Below are 22,149 nucleotides of genomic sequence, written 5' to 3'. Positions count from 1 at the left end.
CCTCACTCCCCCCTAAAAAAAGAGGGGCCATCAAATTTATCTAAGGCGCGAGTGATGCTCATCCTCGTGGGTTGATTCTAACACAGCCGCTTCCAATTCGTTCATCAATTCCTGATTTAATTTTTCCTCCTTGGCCTTGCGTTCCTTATAGCTCAAGCGTGGCGCATCAGAATGTACACGTTCTGGATCTTCCATACGTTTTGGGGTTGAATCATCGTCTACTGCTTGTACATGATCCGCATCTGACATTCTTGCTGGTGACACACGATCTGCATCTGGCATTCTTGCTGCTGACACACGATCCGCATCTGGCATTCTTGCTGGTGACACACGATCCGCATCTGGCATTCTTGCTGGTGACACACGGTCCGCATCTGGCATTCTTGCTGGTGACACACGATCCGCATCTGGCATTCTTGCTGGTGACACACGGTCCGCATCTGGCATTCTTGCTGGTGACACACGATCCGCATCTGGCATTCTTGCTGGTGACACACGATCCGCATCTGGCATTCTTGCTGGTGACACGCGATCCGCATCTGACATTCTTGCTGCTGACACACGATCTGCATCTGGCATTCTTGCTGCTGACACACGATCCGCATCTGGCATTCTTGCTGGTGACACACGATCCGCATCTGGCATTCTTGCTGGTGACACACGATCCGCATCTGGCATTCTTGCTGGTGACACACGATCCGCATCTGGCATTCTTGGCTGGTGACACACGATCGCATCTGGCATTCTGGCTGGTGACACACGATCCGCATCTGGCATTCTGGCTGGTGACACACGATCCGCATCTGGCATTCTTGCTGGTGGCACACGATCCGCTTCTGGCATTCTTGCTGGTGGCACACGATCCGCTTCTGGCATTCTTGCTGGTGGCACACGATCCGCTTCTGGCATTCTTGCTGGTGGCACACGATCCGCTTCTGGCTTTCTTGCTGGTGACACACGATCTGCATCTGGCATTCTGGCTGGTGACACACGATCCGCATTTGACATTCTTGCTGCTGACATCTGCACATTCTTGCTGGTTACACACGATCCGCATCTGACATTCTTGCTGCTGACCTGCGATCCGCATCTGGCATTCTTGCTGGTGACCTGCGATCCGCATCTGGCATTCTTGCTGGTGACCTGCGATCCGCATCTGGCATTCTGGCTGGTGACACACGATCCGCATCTGGCTTTCTGGCTGGTGACACACGATCCGCATCTGTCATTCTTGCTGGTGACACACGATCTGCATCTGGCATTCTTGCTAGTGACACACGATCCGCATCTGTCATTCTTGCTGGTGACACATGATGATGTACACGCTCTGGCTCTAACATTCGTTTTGGTGAAACGTGCATTTCCAAATCTTCAAACTCAACATGATGATGTACACGCTCTGGCTCTAACATTCGTTTTGGTGAAACGTGCATTTCCAAATCTTCAAACTCAAGTACCGCAGCTTCTAAAGCCGCCATCAATTCTAATGCCGCTTGTGCTTCTTGAGCTTTTCGTTCCTTATAAGTTAACCGTGGTGTATTAGAATAATCACGCTCGGCGTCTAATGTAGCTATTCGTCATGATTATCGGCTGATACAGTATTGACATGTAGCTTCGGCATGTGTTTCGATGATACGTATGACATGTGTATCGGCTGATGTAGCTTCGGCATGAGCATCGGCTGATGTAGCTTCGCATGTTTCGGCTGATGTAACGTCGGCATGAGCATCGGCTGATGTACAGTTCGCATGTGTATCGGCTGATGTAGTCGGCATGAGCATCGGCTGATGTACGTCGGCATGTTTCGGCTGATGTAGTCGGCATGAGTTTCGGCTGATGTAGCTTCAGCATGAGTTTCGGCTGATGTAACGTCGGCATGAGTTTCGGCTGATGTAGCTTCAGTATGAGTTTCGCTGATGTAGCTTCGGCATGAGTTTCGGCTGATGTAGCTTCGGCATGAGTTTCGGCTGATGTAACATGTGTATCGACTGATGTAGCGGCATGAGTTTCGGCTGATGTAGCTTCGGCATGTGTTTCGCTGATGTAGCGTCGGCATGAGCATCGGCTGATGTATCGACTTCGGCATGAGCATCGGCTGATGTAGCTTTCGGCATGAGTTTCGGCTGATGTAGCTTCGGCATGTGTTTCGGCTGATGTAGCTTCGGCATGAGTTTCGGCTGATGTAGCTTCGGCATGAGTTTCGGCTGATGTAGCTTCGGCATGAGTTTCGGCTGATGTACGTCGGCATGTGTTTCGGCTGATGTAGCTTCGGCATGAGTTTCGGCTGATGTAGCTTCGGCATGTGTTCGGCTGATGTAGCGTCGGCATGAGCATCGGCTGATACAGTATCGACATGTGTATCGGCTGATGTAGCTTCGGCATGAGCATCGGCTGATGTAGCTTCGGCATGTGTTCGGCTGATGTAGCTTCGGCATGTGTTTCGGCTGATGTAGCTTCGGCATGTGTTTCGGCTGATGTAGCTTCGGCATGTGTTTCGGCTGATGTAAGCTTCGGCATGAGTTTCGGCTGATGTATTGACATGTGTTCGGCTGATGTAGCGTCGGCATGAGCATCGGCTGATGTAGCTTCGGCATGTTTCGGCTGATGTAGCATGAGTTTCGGCTGATGTAGTTTCGGCTGATGTAGCTTCTGCATGAGTTTCGGCTGATGTCGCGTCCGATGCTTTTGTTGCCATAAAGATGCGTCTAAATTGTATATCGATATATTTCATATCGCAAATTAGCTTTACTTTGTCATTCGTGCGAAAAATATTGATGACTATCGCAGCTCCAGTGCCTATTAATATAAGACCTATGCTATTTAAAATTAGTAACGTCGTGATTTCTGCTGCGCTGAGAATATATATTCCGATAATAGCACTAGACGGTGCTGTAGTTTTCCATTCGGTTGTTAAGAATAGAATAGCAAAAATGAGTAACGCATATGCTATCGATGTATTATCGATATAGGTGACCAGCAGAGAGCTTAGTATAATAGAAATTGTAAATGATTTTATTCTGTGGAGAGATACTTGTATGGTTTCAAGCTCGACCGTGGTTGCGGCGATCAGAGCAAGTATGCCTGCAACTATGGCGTAGTCTATCCCTAGCAAAGTTGCAAACCACACAGCTAGACTGCTTCCTAACATAATTCCAAATGCCACGATAATTTGATCTTTATTTTTGTAAAAGTTCATTTTCTGATTCACTCCTTTTCTATAAAAATATTTAGCGATAACATTATACCATATTTAACCATTTTTTGCATGTTATTGCAAATTATTTTTTATGCAAAATTAGGACAAATAGGGCGTTGATTTTATTGAGATATTTTAGTAGAATGGGGAAGTATAAAACTCTAACATTTGTAAAATACTGATACTAAGGCTATAAGTCAAATAATTTGGAGGTTAAAACAATGAGTAATGCAAATCCTAGAATCAAAAAAATTGGAGTTATGACCAGTGGCGGAGACGCACCAGGAATGAACGCGGCAATTCGATCAGTGGTTCGAACAGGACTATCTTACGGCGCCGAAGTTGTGGGAATTAAAAATGGCTTTAAAGGATTGTTGTCCGGAGATGTTATTCCTCTAAAATCAAAAGATGTTTCAGACATTATTCAAAGAGGCGGAACTATTTTGCAAACTGCTCGTTGCAAAGAGTTTATGGAGCCTGCGTACCAAGAGCGCGGAGCCGATATGTGTAGAGTTTTTGGAATAGAGGGCTTAGTTGTAATTGGAGGCGACGGTTCATTTCAGGGTGCCGAAAAGCTTGCTAACCTCGGAATAAACACTATTGGGATTCCGGGAACAATAGACCTGGATATTGCGTGTACACACTACACAATAGGTTTTGATACAGCAGTTAACACCGCCATGGACGCAATCAATAAAATTTTGGATACGTCTTCATCACATAGCCGATGCTCTATAGTAGAAGTTATGGGACGCCGCGCTGGATATATAGCCCTATGGTGCGCCATTGCAACTGGTGCGGAAATCGTATTACTGCCAGAAGAAGAACGCAAAACATCAGAAGAAATTGTGAAAAATATTGTAGAGAACAGAAATCGCGGCAAAAAGCACTTTCTCATTATTGTGGCAGAGGGCGTGGGACATTGCCAAGAATTGGCACATACAATAGAACACATTACAGGAATCGAATCGCGAGTTACCGTTTTGGGGCATTTGCAAAGGGGCGGCTCACCTACCGCGGTAGATAGAATGCACGCATCGTTGATGGGTATATATGCGGTCGATTTATTGATGAAAGGTGCAGCAAAACGAGTTGTGGGATATTCCGATGGGCAATATTTAGATTTTGATATCAATGAAGCTTTACAAATGAAAAAAGATATTAATGAGTTGAGATTACGAGCAACAAAAATTTTAAGTATAAAATAAATGTAATTGGAGAGAAATATGCGAAGAACTAAAATTATTGCAACAGTGGGACCAAAAACTAGGGACGAAGAATCTCTAAAGAAAATTATTAATGCAGGAGCGAGTGCAATCAGGTTAAACTTTTCACACGATAACCAAAAGATTCATTCTGAAACAGCCAAGCGCGTTATGAAAGTACGCGAAGAGCTAGGAACTCCTACTGCATTAGTTTTGGATACCAAAGGCCCTGAAATTAGAACCGGAGTTGTCGCAGGCGATGGAGAAATTGAGTTAAAGACAGGTCAACTTTTTACACTCACAACAGATGAAGTGGAAGGAACAACGCAAAAAACTAGCATAACGTATAAAGATCTGCCACACGATTTAAAAAAAGACGACATAATTTTATTGGATGACGGCTTAATTGAGTTGGTAGTAAAAGAAATTAAGGGCAACGATATTATTTGCGTTGTTAAAAACGGTAGCCATTTGGGCTCTAGAAAAGGGGTTAACATTCCAAATGTGCGTTTAAATTTACCATCGCTAACCGAAAAAGATATTTCTGATATTGCTTTGGGCGCCAAAATGGGGTTCGACTTTATAGCTGCATCTTTTATTCGAAGAGCTTCTGATATCATTAGAATTAGGAATATCCTGGAAGAAAATGGTGGACGCGGCGTTCACATTATAGCCAAAATTGAAAATCGCGAGGGCGTTGATAATATCGATGCGATTTTGCAAGTTGCAGATGGAATCATGGTCGCACGAGGAGATTTGGGAGTTGAAATTCCAGCTGAAGAAGTGCCTATGATTCAAAAAAGTTTGATCAAAAAAGCCAATCTTGCGGGAAAACCCGTGGTAACCGCGACGCAAATGTTAGAGTCTATGGTTGTAAATCCGCGACCAACCCGAGCCGAAGTAAGCGACGTTGCCAACGCCATATTTGACGGAACCTCTGCCATAATGCTTTCTGGAGAAACCGCAAAAGGCGATTACCCAATAGAGGCACTGACTATGATGGCTAAGATTGCCATAGAAGCCGAAGAAGCCAAAGATATCTATAACCTATCATATAAGAATGTGTCTTCACTTAGTATGACTCACGCTATGAGTAGCGCTACGTGCCAAGCTGCATTGCAATTGGATGCGGCAGCTATAATCACAGTAACTAAATCTGGGTACTCTGCCCGCGCTGTTGCAAAGTTTAAGCCTCTATCACCAATAGTTGCGTGTACAACAGAAGCCATGACATATAGGCAACTTAATCTGGTTTGGGGCTGCTCTCCACATTTAATAGCAATCGAAAAAGAAGAGACAGATCAGGTTTTTGCCAAAGCCGTTGTAACAGCAGAAAATGCGGGACTGGCAAAGCAAGGCGATGTAGTAGTTATTACAGCAGGTATTCCAGTTGGAGTCGCCGGAACCACAAATATTTTGAAAGTACAGTATGTGGGCAATATTTTAGCAAGAGGGCTTGGCTGCGGCAGGGGCATTGTAACCGGAAAGGCTTGTGTTGCCAATGTTGTAGAAGAAGCCGAAGAAACGTTTGTTCATGGAAATATTTTGGTAACTAGAAGCACCGACAACGAGTTTTTACCATTTATGAAGAAAGCGTCAGCGATTATCGTCGAAGATGCAACACCAGAAGAAAATAATCACGCCGCTATAGTGGGAAGAACTTTGGACATTCCTGTGGTTTATGCAGCGGGAAACGCCACAGATACAGTAAAGAAAGGCCGTACTATTACAATTGATACAGAAGAAGGGCTAGTTTATAACGGAGTTGTAGTACCAGAATAAAAAATAACAAAGGACGAAGCGCGGTAATTGGCTTCGTTCTTTATAAAAAGAGGTGTAATAGATGGAATTGGATACATTAAACAATTTCGCAGAAAAAGACCCTGGTGGTGGGCGAATTAAATTTGGACCTGCTCAGATATTGATCTTTGGATTTTTGGGATTAATAGCTGCGGGAACAGCATTGTTGATGTTGCCAATCAGCACTACATCACGAGTGGTTACTCCCTGGTTGACAGCATTGTTTACTTCAACTTCTGCAGTTTGCGTGACAGGGTTAGTTGTTGAAAACACATTAGCGTATTGGTCGTTGTTTGGCAAGATTGTTATTATCTTGTGCATACAAATAGGTGGGCTAGGATTTATGACGCTGGTGAGCATGATCTTTGTGGTAACAGGAAAAAAGATTTCGTTTAAGAACCGACTGTTAATGCAAGAAGCATTGAGTTTTAATACTACATCAGGGGTTGTAAAATTTACATTGCTTATTGTTAAATTAACCTTATTGATAGAGGGGATAGGGGCATTGTGCTTAAGCTTTGTCTTTGTGCCAGAATATGGGTTTGTTACCGGAATTTGGTATTCTATATTTCACTCGATTTCAGCATTTTGTAATGCGGGATTTGATTTGGTTGGAAATAATAGCTTAATGCCATACGTACAAAACGAGTGGTTTAGTTATTCTATAATGATCTTGATTATTTTGGGTGGACTGGGATATACAGTTTGGTTAGATACTTATAATGTTTTAAAAACCAAATCGGAGCTTGCAGAACATTTTACTTGGAGACAAACATTTTATAAACTTTCACTACATACGAAACTTGTATGGATTATAACGATAGTTTTAATTTTAGGTGGATTCATTTTCTTTTTTATAGCGGAATATAACAATCCAGCAACATTGGGGTCGCTTTCCTTTGCTGATAAAATTACAGCGGCAATGTTTCAATCTGTGTCGCCCAGAACAGCAGGGTTTAACACTTTGGCTTTGGATGAGCTTACATTGGGCTCGAAGCTCATGACCGTGATGCTAATGTTTGTGGGTGGATCGCCCGCCGGAACTGCTGGGGGTATCAAAACGGTTACATTGGGAGTTTTGGTTTTGTGTGCCGTTTCTGTATTAAAAGGAGATAGTAGTGTTGTTGTTTTTAAGAAAAAAATCAGTACAGATCAAATTTTAAAATCGCTTACAATCATGACAATTGCTATATTGATAGTAATGATTGCGCTCACCATATTAACATTTTCTGAAGATGCGACGTTTATTGAGCTTTTGTTTGAGACTGTTTCGGCATTTGCGACAGTGGGATTAACACTTGGAATAACCAGCTCCCTGAGTTTTACAGGAAAGCTAGTTATTATTGCACTGATGTTTATAGGCAGAGTTGGATTGATCACTGTTGGGGTGGCTCTTATAGTGCGTGCAGCAAAAAATCCTGTGGGGCTTCAATATCCAGAGGAAAAAGTTTTGGTCGGTTAAGGAGGATTTATGAAAAGAAAACAGTTTGTAGTATGTGGATTAGGCAAATTTGGCACCAGCTTGGCAACGGCATTAGCAAATTCTGGGTACGAAGTTTTGGCGATAGATCGAGACGAAGATAGAGTTCAGGAATTGTCTAATATCGCAACACACACGATTCAGGCTGATACAACAGATATGGAGGCAGTGCGTGCGTTGGGCATAAAAGAGTTTGACGTGGGAGTGGTTGCCATAGGAAACGACATACAATCTAGTGTTATGACGACGCTTATATTAAAAGAGCTGGGTATAAAATATGTGATGGCAAAAGCCACAAATGCGATCCATGAAAAGGTTTTAAAAAAAATTGGTGCCGACCGCGTGATTCAGCCAGAATTGGACATGGGTCGAAGAGTTGCTACAACTCTAATATCGGGAAGCATAATAGAGCACATTCAACTATCGGCAGATTATAGCATAGCTGAAGTACCAGCGCTTGTTGAATGGGTAGGCAACAGTATTATCGATGTTAATTTACGAAGCAAGTATGGCATAAATGTTATCGCAATCCAAGGAAAGGGCCGCCTTGACATTTCTCCAAGACCAGATTATATTTTTAACAAAGACGATGTTCTGGTAGTTGTCGGAGCAAATGAAAAGATTAAGGCGTTGAACAAATAAATGGAAGATAAAAATATTACAAGCATTACGAACCCTATTATAAAGAACGTTAAAGAACTGCAATCAAAAAAAAGCACTAGGCAAAAAGAATCTCTCTTTGTTGTCGAAGGAACTCGTGCTGTCCACGACCTGGCAAATACTATGGAAATATTGTATTTTATCGCAACACAAAATATCGATAAATCAGACTATAACCCAAAGACTCAGTGGATAACGGTTTCTGATAATGTATATACGCACATCAGCGATACAAAAACTCCACAAGGGCTTATGGCCATAGTAAAGCAACGAAATAAATCTCTAAATGATTTTACCATTAAGCAAAATGGAACATATTTAATATTAGAAGGAATTAAAGACCCTGGCAATTTAGGAACTATTGTAAGAACAGCATATGGACTTTTTGTGGACGCTATTTTTCTAACTAAAGATTGCGTTGAACTATATTCACCCAAAGTCGTTCGTGCTACCATGGGAGCAATTTCCAAAATAGACATCATACGAAACTATGAAATGACTAGCTATGTAGATTTCTTTAGAGAAAACAAGGTTAAAATTTACGCAACAGATCTGTATCAGTCGAACAATTTGTATACAACAAAATTTGATGGCTCTTCAGCAATCGTAATTGGAAACGAAGCAACAGGGATAACTGAATATACGCGAGCACAAGCTGACTCAACGATTAAAATCCCTACCCGCGATAATCTAGAATCTCTTAACGCTGCCATAGCCACAAGCATTGTATTATACGAAGTTGCTAGGCAGAAAAATTTTATGAATAATTAGAACGGAGAGTAAAATGGAAGCTGAACAACATTTTTTGCAATTAGTTAAAGAGCAACTCGAGCGGGTTGAACGCCTCAAAAATAAACCTGCAGCAGTAAATTTCAAAGATCAGATTGTAATAGGTTATTGCAGTGGAGACGGCATAGGCCCCATAATTACCGACGCTACTATTAGGGTATTGCAAAAACTTTTGGCAGATGAATTAGAGTCAAAAAAGATTGTGCTAAAAGAAATTCAAGGCCTGACAATCGAAAACCGTCTAGAAAAAAACATGGCAGTTCCCGACGATGTATTAGCAGAAATCAAAACGTGCGATGTATTACTAAAAGGCCCAACAACCACTCCTAGTGGTGGAAGCGCCAAAAATATAGAAAGCGCAAACGTAACTTTACGTCGAGAACTCGATTTATACGCAAACGTTCGCCCGGTTATTCTAAGAGACGAAGGCATAGACTGGATGTTCTTTAGAGAAAATACCGAAGGAGCGTATGTTTTAGGCAGTAGAGGAATTGAGATTTCAGACGACTTGGTATTTGATTTTCGCGTAATTACCGCTCCCGGAACCGAGAGAATAGCAAGGGCGGCATTTAAATATGCAAGAGATAATGGCAAAAAACGAGTAACCGTTGTTACCAAATCGAATATTCTAAAAAAAACTGACGGTAAATTTTGGTCAGTATGCATGGAAGTTGCAAAAGAGTATCCAGAAATTCAGGTAGACGAATATTTTATTGATATTATGACAGCAAAGCTACTTGATACAGCTGAGAGAGCATCATTCGAAGTGTTTGTTTTGCCTAACTTGTATGGTGACATTATAACAGATGAAGCGGCACAAATACAAGGAGGCGTGGGCACTGCAGGAAGCGCAAATATTGGCGATCGCTATGCTATGTTTGAAGCCGTTCATGGATCTGCACCTAGGCTTATAGAGCTCGGACTTGCCGAATACGCAAACCCGTCTAGCCTGATCAAAGCGGCAGAAATCATGCTAAGACATATTGGATTTATAGACAAGGCAAATAAGCTGGCTACTATATTAGGAGAAGCCAACCAGAAAATTAAAGTTACAGGAAATGTAGCGGATTCAAAATGTTTGGATATTACAGAATATATTTTAGCTAATTTATAATTCGATAGGCTTGCCTTAATTGGTAAGCCTAGTCATAAAGCTAGGAAAATCGCATAAATATAAAATATAAAAGTTTAAAATTAGGAGAATATATATATGAAATTACGAAACGCTTTAATTATTGCTACATATTTTCTAAGTTCAACTATAATTTTCGCAGCCGATGTTAATTTATATTATGGGCAGCTTCATTCACATACCAGTTTTTCTGATGGACAAGGCAGTGTGGACGAGGCCTACATATACGCACGCGAAGAAGCTGGAGTCGACTTTTTGGCTATTACAGACCATTCAAATCAACTTGATAATGATTTTGCAGTATCGATTTCAGATGGCACTGCCAGCACAGAGTGGCAAACCGGATTAGCAACAGCAAATAAATATAACGAAGCAGGTCACTTTGCCGCCATATATGCATTTGAGATGACTTGGTCTGCTAGCACCGGTAAATGGGGCCATATGAATACATATAATACACCTGGCTTTGAGAGCCGAAATAACAAGGAAATGGACCTAAAAAACTATTACGCTACATTGGCAACGATCCCGGGATCTGTATCGCAAATGAATCATCCGGGAAATGCGTTTGGCGACTTTGCAAACTTTGGCTACTATAGCAAGGAGGCTGATAAAGTTGTGACACTAATAGAAGTTGCAAATGGCGAGGGCGATGTTAGAGGAAGCGGATATTACCCTTCGTATGAATATTATACGAAAGCCTTAGATATGGGATGGCACCTGGCGCCAACCAACGGACAAGACAATCACGCTGGTGAGTGGGGGGATGCCAATACAGCGCGTACAGTTATAGAAGCGGTGGAGCTAACTCGAGAATCGGTTTACGATGCCTTGCGCAACATGCGAGTGTATGCAACAGAAGATGAAAACTTGGCAATCTCATATAAATTAAACGGGCACACGATGGGATCCATTTTGGAGAATCAAGACGCATTGGACTTTGCCGTTATTGTGTATGACCCAGACGAAACAGACGAGCTAAAAAAAGTGGAGCTAATTACTGACGGCGGCAAAGTGGCAGCTGCAGCTACGGAGGGTATATGGAAATTTTCACTCGACCCCACCATTGATTCTACATATTTTTATTTGAGAGTAACGCAAACAGATGGAGATATCGCCGTGACAGCACCGATATGGATTGGCGACAAAGAAAACCTGGGAATTTCTGCCATTAAATCTAGTTCACAAAAAGCCATTGTGGGCGATGATGTAGAAGTCGAAGTCGTGCTCTATAATAATGAAAGTTACGCAATGGAAGATGCGCTAGTGAAATATTGGGTAGACGGCGAAGTGGTAACAACAGCCATAGTAGGCGACGTCGCTAAATCAGATATGGCAAACAGTGTTGCAACAATTTCTATAGACGATGTAGGGCCAAATATGATTACAGCATCAATGGAAGCTACGATAAATGGGGAGTTTCGAGTATTTATGAAAGATCTGACAGTTACCGGAGTGGAAGCGGAAGATGTAACTCGAGTATTGATTGACGGCTCCAAAAATAATGCCTATGTAACGGGTGGATACATCGACAATATGCATTTCACAACAGAATTAATTCAAGAAAATGGCGGAGTTGCTAAGATTAATAAAAAAACTATTACCGACGATGTGTTAGCAGGAATAGACTTGCTAATAATCACAGATGCGCAAAGCAAGGATCCGGGATATAGCTATAGCGAATCAGAGCTTGCTGCAATAAAGAAGTATACCGACGGTGGCGGAAACCTGATTATCACATCGAAAGCAGACTACGGCGATGCAGCTGGGGAGTTCGGCAACGCTGCGCAGGGCAATGCCATTTTGGAAGCAATCGGGGCAACAGCCAGATTCAACGATGACCAAATGATTGACCAAACTAGAAATGGCGGGCAAGTATACAGATTATATCTAGACGATTATAATGCAAAAAGCGAGTATACCGATGGTGTGAAGCAATCCAAATTTAGTTTTTATAGCGGAAACACGGTTTTGGCAAACGAGGCAGCAACCATAGTTCGAGCCCATGCCACATCCGAGAGCTCCGATGCTGATATGCAAAATGATAGCGTAGCCGTAGGAGATACTGTCGCGTTAGCAATTGAAACATTAGTCAGCGGTGCAAAGGTCGCAGTTTCGGGCGTAACATTTTTCTCAGACTTTGAGATGGATCCGTCTAACGAATATTCCAACCCTGTGATAATGGCAAACATTTTGCGTGACTTTGCTCCTGCCAAATAAGCATCGATTTTGGGTATCGTTTCATACTAGCCCTTGAAAATTACAGCCAGTTTTGCTATGATAAATCTATCAAATTTTAGGGAGGTTTTTACTTTGGCAAATTTATTAATAGCACATGGCGGTGGCCCCACTTCTGTAATCAACGCATCTCTTTATGGTGTAATTACAGAGGCAAAAAAATATCCAGAAATTGATAAGGTTTATGGAGCAGTTGGCGGAAGTAGTGGCATCTTAACCGAAAACTTTATAGATTTAAAAGAGATTCCTGAAGCTGAGATCGAAAAATTGCTTCACACCCCCGCATCTGCGTTGGGTACATCACGATTTCCTCTGTATGAAAAAGAATACGCTAAAATGTTAGAAATATTTGACAAATACGATATTAGATGGGTCTTATTTAATGGCGGAAACGGCTCTATGGACACTTGCGGAAAGATTTACGAAGTGGCAAAGGACAAAGGAATAGGAGTTATTGGAATTCCGAAGACAATTGATAACGATATATTTGTAACTGATCACTCGCCAGGATATGGCAGTGCCGCGCGATTTATTGCTCAGACAGTTAAGGACATTGGAGAAGATGTTAAGTCTATGCCTATCCACGTGAGTGTGGTCGAATCGATGGGCCGAAACGCAGGATGGATCACGGCAGCAGCAGCCCTGGCGAGACGCAAACCTGGAGATGCGCCACATTTAATATATCTGCCAGAGCGACCATTTAATGAGAAAGAATTTTTGGAAGATGTAGAACGATTACATGAGCAATATGGTGGCGTTGTAGTTGCAGTTAGCGAAGGCCTGACAAATGAAGCGGGCGAACCAGTTGCCCCACTGGTCTTTAGAACAGAACGCGCCGTATACACCGGAGACGTTGGAACGCACCTTGCCAATCTGGTAATCAAAGAGCTGGGCATCAAAGCTCGAAGCGAAAAGCCTGGCATTACGGGACGCGCATCGGTTGTAAATCAGTCTACTACAGATGTTTCAGAAGCGGTGGATGCTGGAAGAGCAGCATTGAGAGCTGTGTTGGAAGGTCAAACAGGAATGATGGTTGGCTTTAAGCGCATTTCTACAGACCCGTATAAATCCGAAACAATTTTAATTCCTATTAGCGAAGTGATGATGGGCGAAAAAATTGTACCAGCAGAATTTATCAACGCGCGTGGTAACGATGTAACTACGGCGTTTGTAGAATGGGCCAAACCGTTAATTGGTGGTGATCTGGTCGAATTTGCAGACTTCAACTTGGGTGCTCGAAAAGAAAAAATCTAAATTAAAGTTTAGACACGGCAAAAATTCAGTCGTGTCTTTTTTTGTTTACTCAAAAGTTCCCTTAGTCAATAATTTTTTATCCCGAATCATAAACTTTCCTTTTGCCATCAGATCGCAAATATCATATGCTGCAGTTAAAAAAAGCAAATCGGCATCGCTTCCAATAGCAATGGCACCTTTGTGAGGCCACAGTCCATTCGCCTTTGCAACGTTTTTAGTCACTATCGCAAACACATCTTCGGCTGGTACCTTCTCTTTGGTTATGGCAGCTTTGACCGCCGCATGAAGCGTCGCCATACTAGCGGAGGTTAGCCCTGTCACTTTGCCCAACGCATCGTATTTGGTTTGGCTTCCGTTTCCATCGGAGCTCATTGTAATTTGAGATATTGGAACGCCATAGTCGGAACACATTCGTATTGCTTTCGATGCGGACATATCGGCAGACCCCATGCAGGAAGTGATATCGATATACCCACCCTTTTTGGCAAAGTCCATAGCCGATGTTAAAAGCGCCTTAGATCTATTGACATGCGTTGGAATTAAATGGCATGCAGGCACTTCGGTTTGATCGATTATATCGAATAGCATAGAAAGTTTGCTGTTGCCATCACCGACATGAAACTGAATCACTCCAGCCTTTCCAGAGAGCATTCCGCCGACTCGAGCTTGTGTTACAATTCGCTTGATTTCATCGAAAGTGGCTAGCGATGAGCGATGGTCTGATATCGCAACTTCGCCAACGCCCAAGATTTTATCGATTAAAATAATGTCGCGCCTTGCATCTGCAAATAGGGTTGGGATCGGCACTTCGTACGCACCCGTTAGCATATACGCCGAAACTCCCTCTTCATCTAGAGCACGCACTTTTGCCAGCAAACTCTCGAGAGATCTAGTTGTCGCATCGGTTCCCAAAACTCCGATAACTGTAGTAACTCCGGCCTTTACAATATCAGATAAAACCACTTCTGGAGTACGGCTCTTAAATCCCGCTTCTCCTCCGCCGCCAATAACATGGACGTGTTGATCGATATATCCTGGCAACACAATTTTTCCTGCTGCATCAATGACTTCGACCTGAAGTGCATTCGAGTTTACAAAAATGTCGTTGGCAATAGCAATAATTTTATCGCCCTCAATTAATATATCTTTCACTCCCAGGAGATAGGGATCATATACAATAGCATTTTTAATTATAGTCATAGTTTATTCCCTCTTATTATTGTATGCCGCAAAGTAGCGTTGCCCCAACTCCTTGACAGCTTTTCGTGAAAAGTGAATTTTTTCATGCGAACCCGCAACCTCCTCAAAATTAGATGTGAGGCCATCTGTATCGACAAAACTTCCGCCCACCTCCGCAAAAGCTTGCCTAGTAGCATCAGAAATTTTTGTAGCTAACTCGCCTTTTTCGGCTTTCCATATAGGCACCAAATCTGCAGTTATCATAGGAAAATTTTTCCCAAAGGCTGCTTGCAAATCGCCTAAAAGTATCCGTACATTGTTCAGATGCGCTTCGGCAGTCATATTATGAGAAACTTCTCGCTCCCCTTGATGCCACAAGAAGGCAACGATTTTATTTTCGGTATTTAGTTCAAGAGCTGTTTTGGTCATCTCCAACATTCTAACCGCTAATGCATCGCCACGATTCCACTCGTGTGTGGCAAATCCGGTGCCACCTTGAGCCGCGCTGATTATAAGAATCTCTCTATCTGCATCTAACAAACCGGCATTCAAATATTCGTCTGCAAAGTGTAATACAAATCTTCCTCTAAGCGTATTTCCTTTAATGCGCTCTGTGGCCTTGGCAATTACAAAATCGTTCATCGACCAAACGTTATTTTTTGGAGCATAAGGATCTTCAACGTCTCCGATGCCTGCACCTTCACAATTGGACTGTCCTGCGGCAATGATTATATCAAATTTCTTTTTACTAAAATCTATCAACATAATTATTCCTCTTTTCTAATGTGGCAGCAAGTCTAGCAGCAGATATAGCTTATTTTTTAGTCAAAATTACTTCTTGATCAGGCATACGAATTCCTTTAGCTTTATTACCCATTTTTAGTTTATCAGCTTTTTGGGATGTAAGCTCAAGTTTCTCTTTTGCACCAGTTAGATACCAAATTTCTCCAGTTCCTGCATAGTCCTCGATTTCGAACATATCGGTTGGGTAATTGTACCACCAATGCCCCACCAACTGTTTGTTATCCTTATCTACTAGCAACACAACTGTTCCATCTGGCAAAAATTCATAGTCTATGCCACTCTCGTAGCTCCAAACTCCCACTGCTTCTTTATCGAATGGCCCATCTGGTATATCTCCAACGGGAGTTTTGTTAGTGTGAGCCGTATCGATATAAGGAATTCGCTCACCTTTTACAAATAGTTCGTTTAATCTAAATAGCAATTTATTTTTCTTGTAGAACGCGGCGTTGATCATTGTTGTCTCCGAAATTTCGATAGGGCCATCGTATACTATTGAATTGAAATTCGCTTCGTCACCGTTGGTTGTATAATAAATTTTTAGTCTAGCAGTTGTAGTGTCATCTAGCTCATCTATAACTATTGCCTCGATTGTTGCAGTCGTTGTATCTTTAAATATACGGTTGCCCATGATACCCGCCACGGTGAGCTTGTATTCGCTCCAAGGTCGTATGGTCGCTGCAGCCAAGCCGTAAAATAATCTGCGAGTATGCGATGTTAAAAGAGTATGATCTAACGGGTCTCCATTTTCTGTACCAACAAACTCTGCGTCACCTTCCAGATAAAAATATAGATTGTTTTCTGCATAAGGGACGGAAATTCCGGCGGCATCGAGAGCTGTAACATCCACTTGAACTGTGTTGATCCCATTAATGTCAACTTCTATAATGTCGCTATCCAATTCAAATCCTGCTGGTGCGGCAGCAGTTGAGTAGCTTTTTTGGGCAACCTTTTCGTTATTGCGATACGCTATTGCCGTGATAGTTCCTGGCTGGTATGGCACGTCCCACTGCAGATGTTTGGCGGTGCCTTTTTCACATTTGCCTAGGCTGATGTCGTTTAAAATTAGCTCTGCCGAGTCGCAGTTTGTATATACCCAGACTGGTATGATCGTTCCTTCAGTAATTTCGGGATGCGTCCAATGCGGTAGCAGATGAATCATTGGGTGTTCTGTAGCGTCGCGCCACATGCTTTGGTATAGATAATAGTGATCCTTTGGAAAATTTGCTGTATCGATTACTCCGGACTCACTCTTGCGTTTTGGCCACTCGCTCTCGCCGTAATAGTCAATGCCTGCCCATCGAAATTCACCGATTAGATATGGCATCTTTTCGACGTATGACCAGCTATCACGCACGCATACACGAACCCCGCTATTGTCATATGAAGATTGGTAACCTGGGCGTCCGTCAAAGAAGATTTCCTCATCTGTTAAATTTGGGATCTCGATGCGCGGCTGATTTTTATCTCTCCACCAGGTTTGAGTGCGGTAGAATCCCCTGGTTTGTCCCGTATGAGGCGCTTCTGTTGCAACAAACAGTTGGTCGGGTCTTTCTAAATGCTTTTGCTCATATATAAAGCAAGCACCTCCGCCGTCGTTGAAGCCGGCAATGTCGGTCATCATGCGGCATTTTTCACGATCGGCCCCCACGCCATTTACGCCTGCAGTGACTTTGCGTGTAGGATCTAGTTTATGAACGAGATTTAGCAATTTTTGCGTTGTTGCCGAGTTAACCTTAAGCATCTCATTGCCAATGGACCACATCACGACGCAAGGATGGTTTTTATCACGTGTTATAAAATCTGTAACATCGCGCTCATACCACTGATCAAAATATAGCCCATAGTCGTTTGGAACTTTGGATGTTTCCCAGCCATCAAAAATTTCGTCCATTACCATCATTCCAACTTCATCGCAAATTTCATAAAATTCTGGTGCAAAAGGATTATGTGCCGTTCGAATCGCATTGCAGCCCATCTCTTTTAGTAGCATAATGCGTTTGCGGTTGATACTATCTGGAACTGCAGCTCCCACGACGCCACCATCATGGTGCAAGCACACGCCTTTGAGATTGGTGTGGATACCGTTTATAAACATTCCCTCATTTGATTTGTATTCAATAGTGCGTATTCCGAACGGAGTTTTTAAGCTATCGATGATGTCGGTTCCGTTTAGCATAAGCCTGGTTTCTAGCTGATACAAATTGGGGTCATCAGCGCTCCAAAGAAGAGGATCTGCAATATCGAAGGTTAGATTGATCGTAGTTTCCTTGTCAACTATAACGTTGTGGCGCTCATTTAGTAAAACATTACCTTGGCAATAGATATAGGTGCTTGCAACCACGGCCGCAGGTTCGTCATTTTTGTTAGCAATTTTGAGAGAATAATTGATAGTTGCAATATTATTATTAACCTTAGTAGTAACCGTGGCGGCCCAGGTTGGGATATAAACGCTTTTTGTATTTATAAACCAGACGTTGCGATATATACCAGAGCCATTGTACCAGCGGGTTTGGCCTTCTTTGGAACAATCCACTCTTATAGCAATCAAATTGTTCCCCTCTACCAAAAATTCTGTAATATCATAGAAGAAACTGATATATCCATATGGGCGGTTTCCGACAAGCTTGCCGTTGATATAAACACTGCTATCCATAAAAATTCCATCAAATAGTATTTCGACTCTGCCCGCTAGCATTTCATTTGTCACAGCAAAAAGCTTGCGATACCAGCCGACCCCCGTTTGTAGATATCCAGAGCGAACTCCTGCAATAGCCTCTTTTTCAAAAGGTGAATCTACGCTCCAATCATGAGGAATTCGTACACGCGTGAAGCCTGCAGGGTTGAAAGTTAGTTCCTTTGCCATCGGGTCATCACTTCTTGAAAAAAACCAGTTATCGTTAAATAGTGTTTTCATATTAATAATCCTTTCACATATGTTTTTTGGAATTTTTGATATTGCTCATGTTATATTATGAGCAGTTTCTTAACTTCTAAACTGGAAATCTCAAAATATGTATCAAACCTATGCAAAAAAAAGCTCCAGCATATACAATCACCGCGATGGTGCCCCTCGTATATGCTAGAGCCAATTTATTTAATTTTGATTGGAGAGCCTAAAGCAAGTGCCATATATTCAATCGGTACATACGCACGACCACCGATATTGGCAACTTTATCGGTCATTTTTAATTTGAGCCCGGCAATATTTAAAACATCGCTGCCTTGCTCGATCTCTATCGCATCGTTGACGATGGTTTTTTTACCTACGAAGACAACCTGGCTTTCGTCTAATCCAAATACCGTCGCAATGTCGCGAACAGCAAGCATCAAGTTGCCGTTTGCAGTTTTAACCGGTGTTGCAGTGAGGTCTCTTGCAATGTTGCCCCTAGTTACTGACTCGGTATATAAATCGATAATAGGAACGATTACCTTCTTCTCGACTTCTACTTCTACCGGAACTTCTTTGATCACTTCCTTAACCACCTCTACTTTTACAGGAACTTCCTTAACAACCTCTCGAATTTCGGGCTTGATAAGATTTTGACTGAGTACTGCAAAGTTTTTTACCACTATAGGGTCTTGTGTTGAAGCCTTAAAGTTTGCTGGATTTAGCGTTGCATTTTTACCCGAAATGGCACTGCCACTCACTTTGATATCATATGAACCGTATGGAGCATCTTGGCCTACTGTAAATTCGAGATCTGAAATCACCACTTTTCCGGGTGCAGCCGATTGCCTTGTGATATCAATTACAATATAATCGCCCATAATTTCGGACTTAACTTCGATGCCATTCGTTGCATAAACATGAGCATCTTTAATTCTGATATCATTTTCTTCGGCCTCAGCGATCTCTACAATAATCTGTTCATACTTTTCTAATACATTGGCTTTACTTTCGGCAATAACGATCTCCCCGGCTATCTGATCTTTTAGACCAATTTTTAAGTTGGCAGTCTTTTTGGTAACATTTACCGTATTTTCAATTTTGCCTACAGGAACGGAGAGGTCTTCTGCAAAGTTTCGGCATTCTACAGCCACCGTAACATCGCCGCGATCGTTTACCCCAGCTATTAATTCCAAGTTGATGTGGATATCGTTTGAAATTGATTCATCAAATTCTGGAGTCATCTTTCCGATAATCTCAACAATTTTGCCTTTGTAATCTTTTATGGCCTTAAAATTAATTCCATCTATAGTTTGTTCTTCGAAATTAATGATTTGCGCACCGGTTGTTGAGATAAATAAATCTAAGTCGTTATCTAACGATCCCGAAACATTTTCTGTGATAGCAAATTCGATTGTTTCGGATTTTCCACCTGCAACAAAAGTTTGGAGGTGATCTGAAGATAAATGTATATCATATGGAACGACGTCAGAAACTACACCACGTTTTGTAACATCGTTGGCAGAAACGTTAAGATATACTTGCTCGCAGATAACACCTACTTTTCGATTTTCTGGTTTAACAGGTAAATCGATAATATTGATATTTCCCTTGATATTATTATCGTCTAAGCTTGGCAACTCGAGTATTAATTGCTGGTCATTTGCAGTAACTGCAGTAACTGTTGCCCAAGTTTCTGTGCCTGCAAGCCCGGCGCTACCCTCGAGCTTAATTTTGTGCCCAACTAGAGTGTCAAAAACAAGCCCCGAGTTGGTTTCGAGAGTTAGCATTACTGTTGTTGGAGATTTTAACGCTCCGGGAATAACTTCTTCTATCGCAACTTCTCCAAGAAACCCCTCGCCTTCTATAGGTATATTTCGAGTTTTACCAAATTCAATTTTTATATTTTGATCGGAGACCGCAGCTTCCGAAAGATTAATAATTTGAGAGCTAATTCCACCGTTTCCAACTATTTCTACACTGGGATTTTCACCTACCACTTCTAGATATAACGGAACCATAAACATTTTATCGCTAGAAATATTTGTAACGCCAACTCGTATGGTCGTATCCGTCAAATATTTAGCAACTACAGTTTCTGTTCCATCTGGTGTTATGTCTTTATCATATAGAGATTTATTAAAAGCTATGTCTGTTCCCCTAATTAGAAATTGTTCATTTTTGTATGGAACAGTTGTGTTTATAAATATGTTGAAGTCATCTTTTACGGCTTCTCCAGCAACCATTTTGTAGCCTAGGGTGCTTCCTATTATCATATCCTCTCTATCGATGATAGCATCAGACGCTGCCATTACAGAAACTTGAAAACTGGCAACTGCCATAACTGAGCAAATCGCAATAGTCATTTTCTTAAATAATTTCATAGACGCCCTCCTTGTGTGTGTATGAAAAAATAAATTAAGTTTCTAGGTAGCCGATAATATTTGGTTCTTTGCTACGAAACACATTATATAATAACTTGTGACAAATTGCAACACTTTGTCGATAATTGTAATGCGCACGTAACAAAAGTCCCTCGCAGCAAAATTTAACACTTTATCTATTTACAAACCGCTTGTATTGTATTATGATAGTATAAGGACTGGGTTCCTAATTATAAATCCTGGAGGTATTTTTTATGTTAGTTTCAGCAACAGAAATGCTCAACAAAGCAAAAGCTGGTAAATATGCAGTGGGTCAATTTAATATAAACAATCTTGAATGGACAAAAGCAGTTTTGATTACCGCAAAAGAAAATAAATCTCCTGTCATCCTCGGAGTTTCTGAAGGCGCCGGAAAATATATGGGCGGGTACGATACTATTGTTGGAATGGTTAAAGGTCTAATTAAAGATTTAGACATTGATGTTCCTGTCGCTCTTCATTTGGATCACGGAAGCTACGAGCACGCTAAGTTATGTATAGAAGCTGGCTTTTCATCTGTTATGTTTGATGGGTCACATTACTCTATTGAAGAAAATATAGCCAAAACTACAGAGCTTGTCGCATACGCTCATTCGAAAGGCGTTTCTATCGAAGCCGAAGTCGGCTCAATTGGCGGTGAAGAAGATGGCGTTGTTGGAAAAGGCGAAGTTGCAGATGCTAAAGAATGCAAGATGATCGCGGACCTTGGCGTCGACATGCTAGCAGCTGGAATCGGAAATATCCACGGAAAATATCCAGACAACTGGACAGGACTAGATTTTAAAGCTTTAGATGAAATTCAAAAATTAACAGGAACATTACCTCTTGTTTTGCATGGTGGAACAGGAATCAGCGAGGCTATGATTAAAGAATCGATTTCTCTTGGAGTTTCTAAGATCAATGTTAATACTGAATGTCAGCTTACATTTGCAGCTGCTACCAGAAAATATATTGAAGAAGGAAAGGATTTATCAGGAAAAGGATTTGATCCACGTAAACTACTGGCTCCTGGATATGAAGCTATTAAGAATACGGTTAAAGAAAAAATGGACCTCTTTGGTTCTATCGGCAAAGCATAAAACAAGCTCGCCCCTACTTTATA

General features: G+C 41.9%; 16 protein-coding genes. 9 read left to right on the top strand and 7 right to left on the bottom strand.

The window, feature by feature from the left end; translation table 11 throughout:
- Positions 1 to 36: 36 nt before the first annotated feature.
- From PCY70_RS13515 to PCY70_RS13505, 3 genes are all read right to left on the bottom strand, one after another.
- A complete protein-coding gene (locus tag PCY70_RS13515) occupies positions 37 to 1,023 on the bottom strand; it encodes a hypothetical protein (protein ID WP_305767900.1) in 987 nt (328 codons plus the stop codon).
- 17 nt (positions 1,024 to 1,040) lie between these two features.
- Positions 1,041 to 1,478, bottom strand: a complete 438-nt coding sequence (locus tag PCY70_RS13510; RefSeq protein WP_305767899.1) for a hypothetical protein — start codon at positions 1,476 to 1,478, stop codon at positions 1,041 to 1,043.
- A 92-nt stretch (positions 1,479 to 1,570) separates the two neighbouring features.
- Positions 1,571 to 3,196: an aromatic acid exporter family protein gene (locus PCY70_RS13505; RefSeq protein ID WP_305767898.1), complete on the bottom strand. Its 1,626-nt coding sequence runs from the start codon at positions 3,194 to 3,196 to the stop codon at positions 1,571 to 1,573.
- 221 nt (positions 3,197 to 3,417) lie between these two features.
- Here PCY70_RS13505 and pfkA point away from each other — a divergent pair, with 221 nt between their 5' ends.
- The 8 genes from pfkA to PCY70_RS13465 all read left to right on the top strand — a co-directional run bounded on the left by pfkA (position 3,418) and on the right by PCY70_RS13465 (position 13,754).
- Positions 3,418 to 4,404 carry a 6-phosphofructokinase gene (gene pfkA / locus PCY70_RS13500; RefSeq protein ID WP_305767897.1) on the top strand — a complete coding sequence of 329 codons (987 nt, stop codon included), beginning with the start codon at positions 3,418 to 3,420 and terminating at the stop codon, positions 4,402 to 4,404.
- An 18-nt stretch (positions 4,405 to 4,422) separates the two neighbouring features.
- A complete protein-coding gene (gene pyk / locus PCY70_RS13495; protein WP_010168841.1) occupies positions 4,423 to 6,183 on the top strand; it encodes a pyruvate kinase in 1,761 nt (586 codons plus the stop codon).
- Positions 6,184 to 6,244: 61 nt separating this feature from the next.
- Positions 6,245 to 7,663, top strand: a complete 1,419-nt coding sequence (locus PCY70_RS13490) for a TrkH family potassium uptake protein (protein WP_010168839.1) — start codon at positions 6,245 to 6,247, stop codon at positions 7,661 to 7,663.
- 9 nt (positions 7,664 to 7,672) lie between these two features.
- Positions 7,673 to 8,323 carry a potassium channel family protein gene (locus PCY70_RS13485; RefSeq protein ID WP_305767896.1) on the top strand — a complete coding sequence of 217 codons (651 nt, stop codon included), beginning with the start codon at positions 7,673 to 7,675 and terminating at the stop codon, positions 8,321 to 8,323.
- Entirely contained in the window at positions 8,324 to 9,112 is a 789-nt protein-coding gene (locus tag PCY70_RS13480) for a TrmH family RNA methyltransferase (protein ID WP_305767895.1), read from the top strand.
- Positions 9,113 to 9,125: 13 nt separating this feature from the next.
- Positions 9,126 to 10,244 (top strand): isocitrate/isopropylmalate family dehydrogenase, encoded by a 1,119-nt coding sequence (locus PCY70_RS13475; RefSeq protein ID WP_305767894.1) that lies wholly within the window; start codon positions 9,126 to 9,128, stop codon positions 10,242 to 10,244.
- Between the two features lie 96 nt (positions 10,245 to 10,340).
- A complete protein-coding gene (locus PCY70_RS13470; RefSeq protein WP_305767893.1) occupies positions 10,341 to 12,482 on the top strand; it encodes a CehA/McbA family metallohydrolase in 2,142 nt (713 codons plus the stop codon).
- Between the two features lie 93 nt (positions 12,483 to 12,575).
- Positions 12,576 to 13,754, top strand: a complete 1,179-nt coding sequence (locus PCY70_RS13465; protein WP_010168830.1) for a 6-phosphofructokinase — start codon at positions 12,576 to 12,578, stop codon at positions 13,752 to 13,754.
- Between the two features lie 45 nt (positions 13,755 to 13,799).
- Here the strand turns inward: PCY70_RS13465 and iadA are convergent, their stop codons facing one another.
- The 4 genes from iadA to PCY70_RS13445 form a co-directional block, all read right to left on the bottom strand.
- Positions 13,800 to 14,954, bottom strand: coding sequence for a beta-aspartyl-peptidase (gene iadA / locus PCY70_RS13460; RefSeq protein WP_305767892.1), 1,155 nt, complete (start codon positions 14,952 to 14,954; stop codon positions 13,800 to 13,802).
- 3 nt (positions 14,955 to 14,957) lie between these two features.
- Positions 14,958 to 15,698 (bottom strand): sialate O-acetylesterase, encoded by a 741-nt coding sequence (locus tag PCY70_RS13455; RefSeq protein ID WP_029488320.1) that lies wholly within the window; start codon positions 15,696 to 15,698, stop codon positions 14,958 to 14,960.
- A 49-nt stretch (positions 15,699 to 15,747) separates the two neighbouring features.
- Complete coding sequence (locus PCY70_RS13450) at positions 15,748 to 18,651, bottom strand: glycoside hydrolase family 2 TIM barrel-domain containing protein (RefSeq protein WP_305767891.1); 2,904 nt, start codon at positions 18,649 to 18,651, stop codon at positions 15,748 to 15,750.
- 176 nt (positions 18,652 to 18,827) lie between these two features.
- Positions 18,828 to 21,008, bottom strand: coding sequence for a stalk domain-containing protein (locus PCY70_RS13445; RefSeq protein WP_305767890.1), 2,181 nt, complete (start codon positions 21,006 to 21,008; stop codon positions 18,828 to 18,830).
- A gap of 254 nt (positions 21,009 to 21,262) precedes the next feature.
- On the opposite strand from PCY70_RS13445, the gene fba reads away from it, so the two are divergent.
- The gene (fba, locus tag PCY70_RS13440) at positions 21,263 to 22,126 is read left to right on the top strand and encodes a class II fructose-1,6-bisphosphate aldolase (RefSeq protein ID WP_305767888.1); all 864 of its coding nucleotides are present in this window, start codon (positions 21,263 to 21,265) and stop codon (positions 22,124 to 22,126) included.
- The last annotated feature ends 23 nt before the right edge of the window (positions 22,127 to 22,149 follow it).

The organism is Candidatus Epulonipiscium viviparus (assembly GCF_030708075.1).
GTDB classification, from domain to species: Bacteria; Bacillota; Clostridia; order Lachnospirales; family Cellulosilyticaceae; genus Epulonipiscioides; species Epulonipiscioides viviparus.
The sequence above is the reverse complement of the archived record's forward strand: the minus strand, read 5'-3'. Positions and strand labels throughout refer to the sequence as shown.

What these genes read in the sequence shown, in the direction of transcription:
- PCY70_RS13515 (WP_305767900.1), bottom strand. Translation starts at nt 1,023, where the DNA reads ATGTCAGCAGCAAGAATGTCAAATGCGGATCGTGTGTCACCAGCCAGA.
- PCY70_RS13510 (WP_305767899.1), bottom strand. Translation starts at nt 1,478, where the DNA reads ATGGCGGCTTTAGAAGCTGCGGTACTTGAGTTTGAAGATTTGGAAATG.
- PCY70_RS13505 (WP_305767898.1), bottom strand. Translation starts at nt 3,196, where the DNA reads ATGAACTTTTACAAAAATAAAGATCAAATTATCGTGGCATTTGGAATT.
- pfkA (WP_305767897.1), top strand. Translation starts at nt 3,418, where the DNA reads ATGAGTAATGCAAATCCTAGAATCAAAAAAATTGGAGTTATGACCAGT.
- pyk (WP_010168841.1), top strand. Translation starts at nt 4,423, where the DNA reads ATGCGAAGAACTAAAATTATTGCAACAGTGGGACCAAAAACTAGGGAC.
- PCY70_RS13490 (WP_010168839.1), top strand. Translation starts at nt 6,245, where the DNA reads ATGGAATTGGATACATTAAACAATTTCGCAGAAAAAGACCCTGGTGGT.
- PCY70_RS13485 (WP_305767896.1), top strand. Translation starts at nt 7,673, where the DNA reads ATGAAAAGAAAACAGTTTGTAGTATGTGGATTAGGCAAATTTGGCACC.
- PCY70_RS13480 (WP_305767895.1), top strand. Translation starts at nt 8,324, where the DNA reads ATGGAAGATAAAAATATTACAAGCATTACGAACCCTATTATAAAGAAC.
- PCY70_RS13475 (WP_305767894.1), top strand. Translation starts at nt 9,126, where the DNA reads ATGGAAGCTGAACAACATTTTTTGCAATTAGTTAAAGAGCAACTCGAG.
- PCY70_RS13470 (WP_305767893.1), top strand. Translation starts at nt 10,341, where the DNA reads ATGAAATTACGAAACGCTTTAATTATTGCTACATATTTTCTAAGTTCA.
- iadA (WP_305767892.1), bottom strand. Translation starts at nt 14,954, where the DNA reads ATGACTATAATTAAAAATGCTATTGTATATGATCCCTATCTCCTGGGA.
- PCY70_RS13455 (WP_029488320.1), bottom strand. Translation starts at nt 15,698, where the DNA reads ATGTTGATAGATTTTAGTAAAAAGAAATTTGATATAATCATTGCCGCA.
- PCY70_RS13450 (WP_305767891.1), bottom strand. Translation starts at nt 18,651, where the DNA reads ATGAAAACACTATTTAACGATAACTGGTTTTTTTCAAGAAGTGATGAC.
- PCY70_RS13445 (WP_305767890.1), bottom strand. Translation starts at nt 21,008, where the DNA reads ATGAAATTATTTAAGAAAATGACTATTGCGATTTGCTCAGTTATGGCA.
- fba (WP_305767888.1), top strand. Translation starts at nt 21,263, where the DNA reads ATGTTAGTTTCAGCAACAGAAATGCTCAACAAAGCAAAAGCTGGTAAA.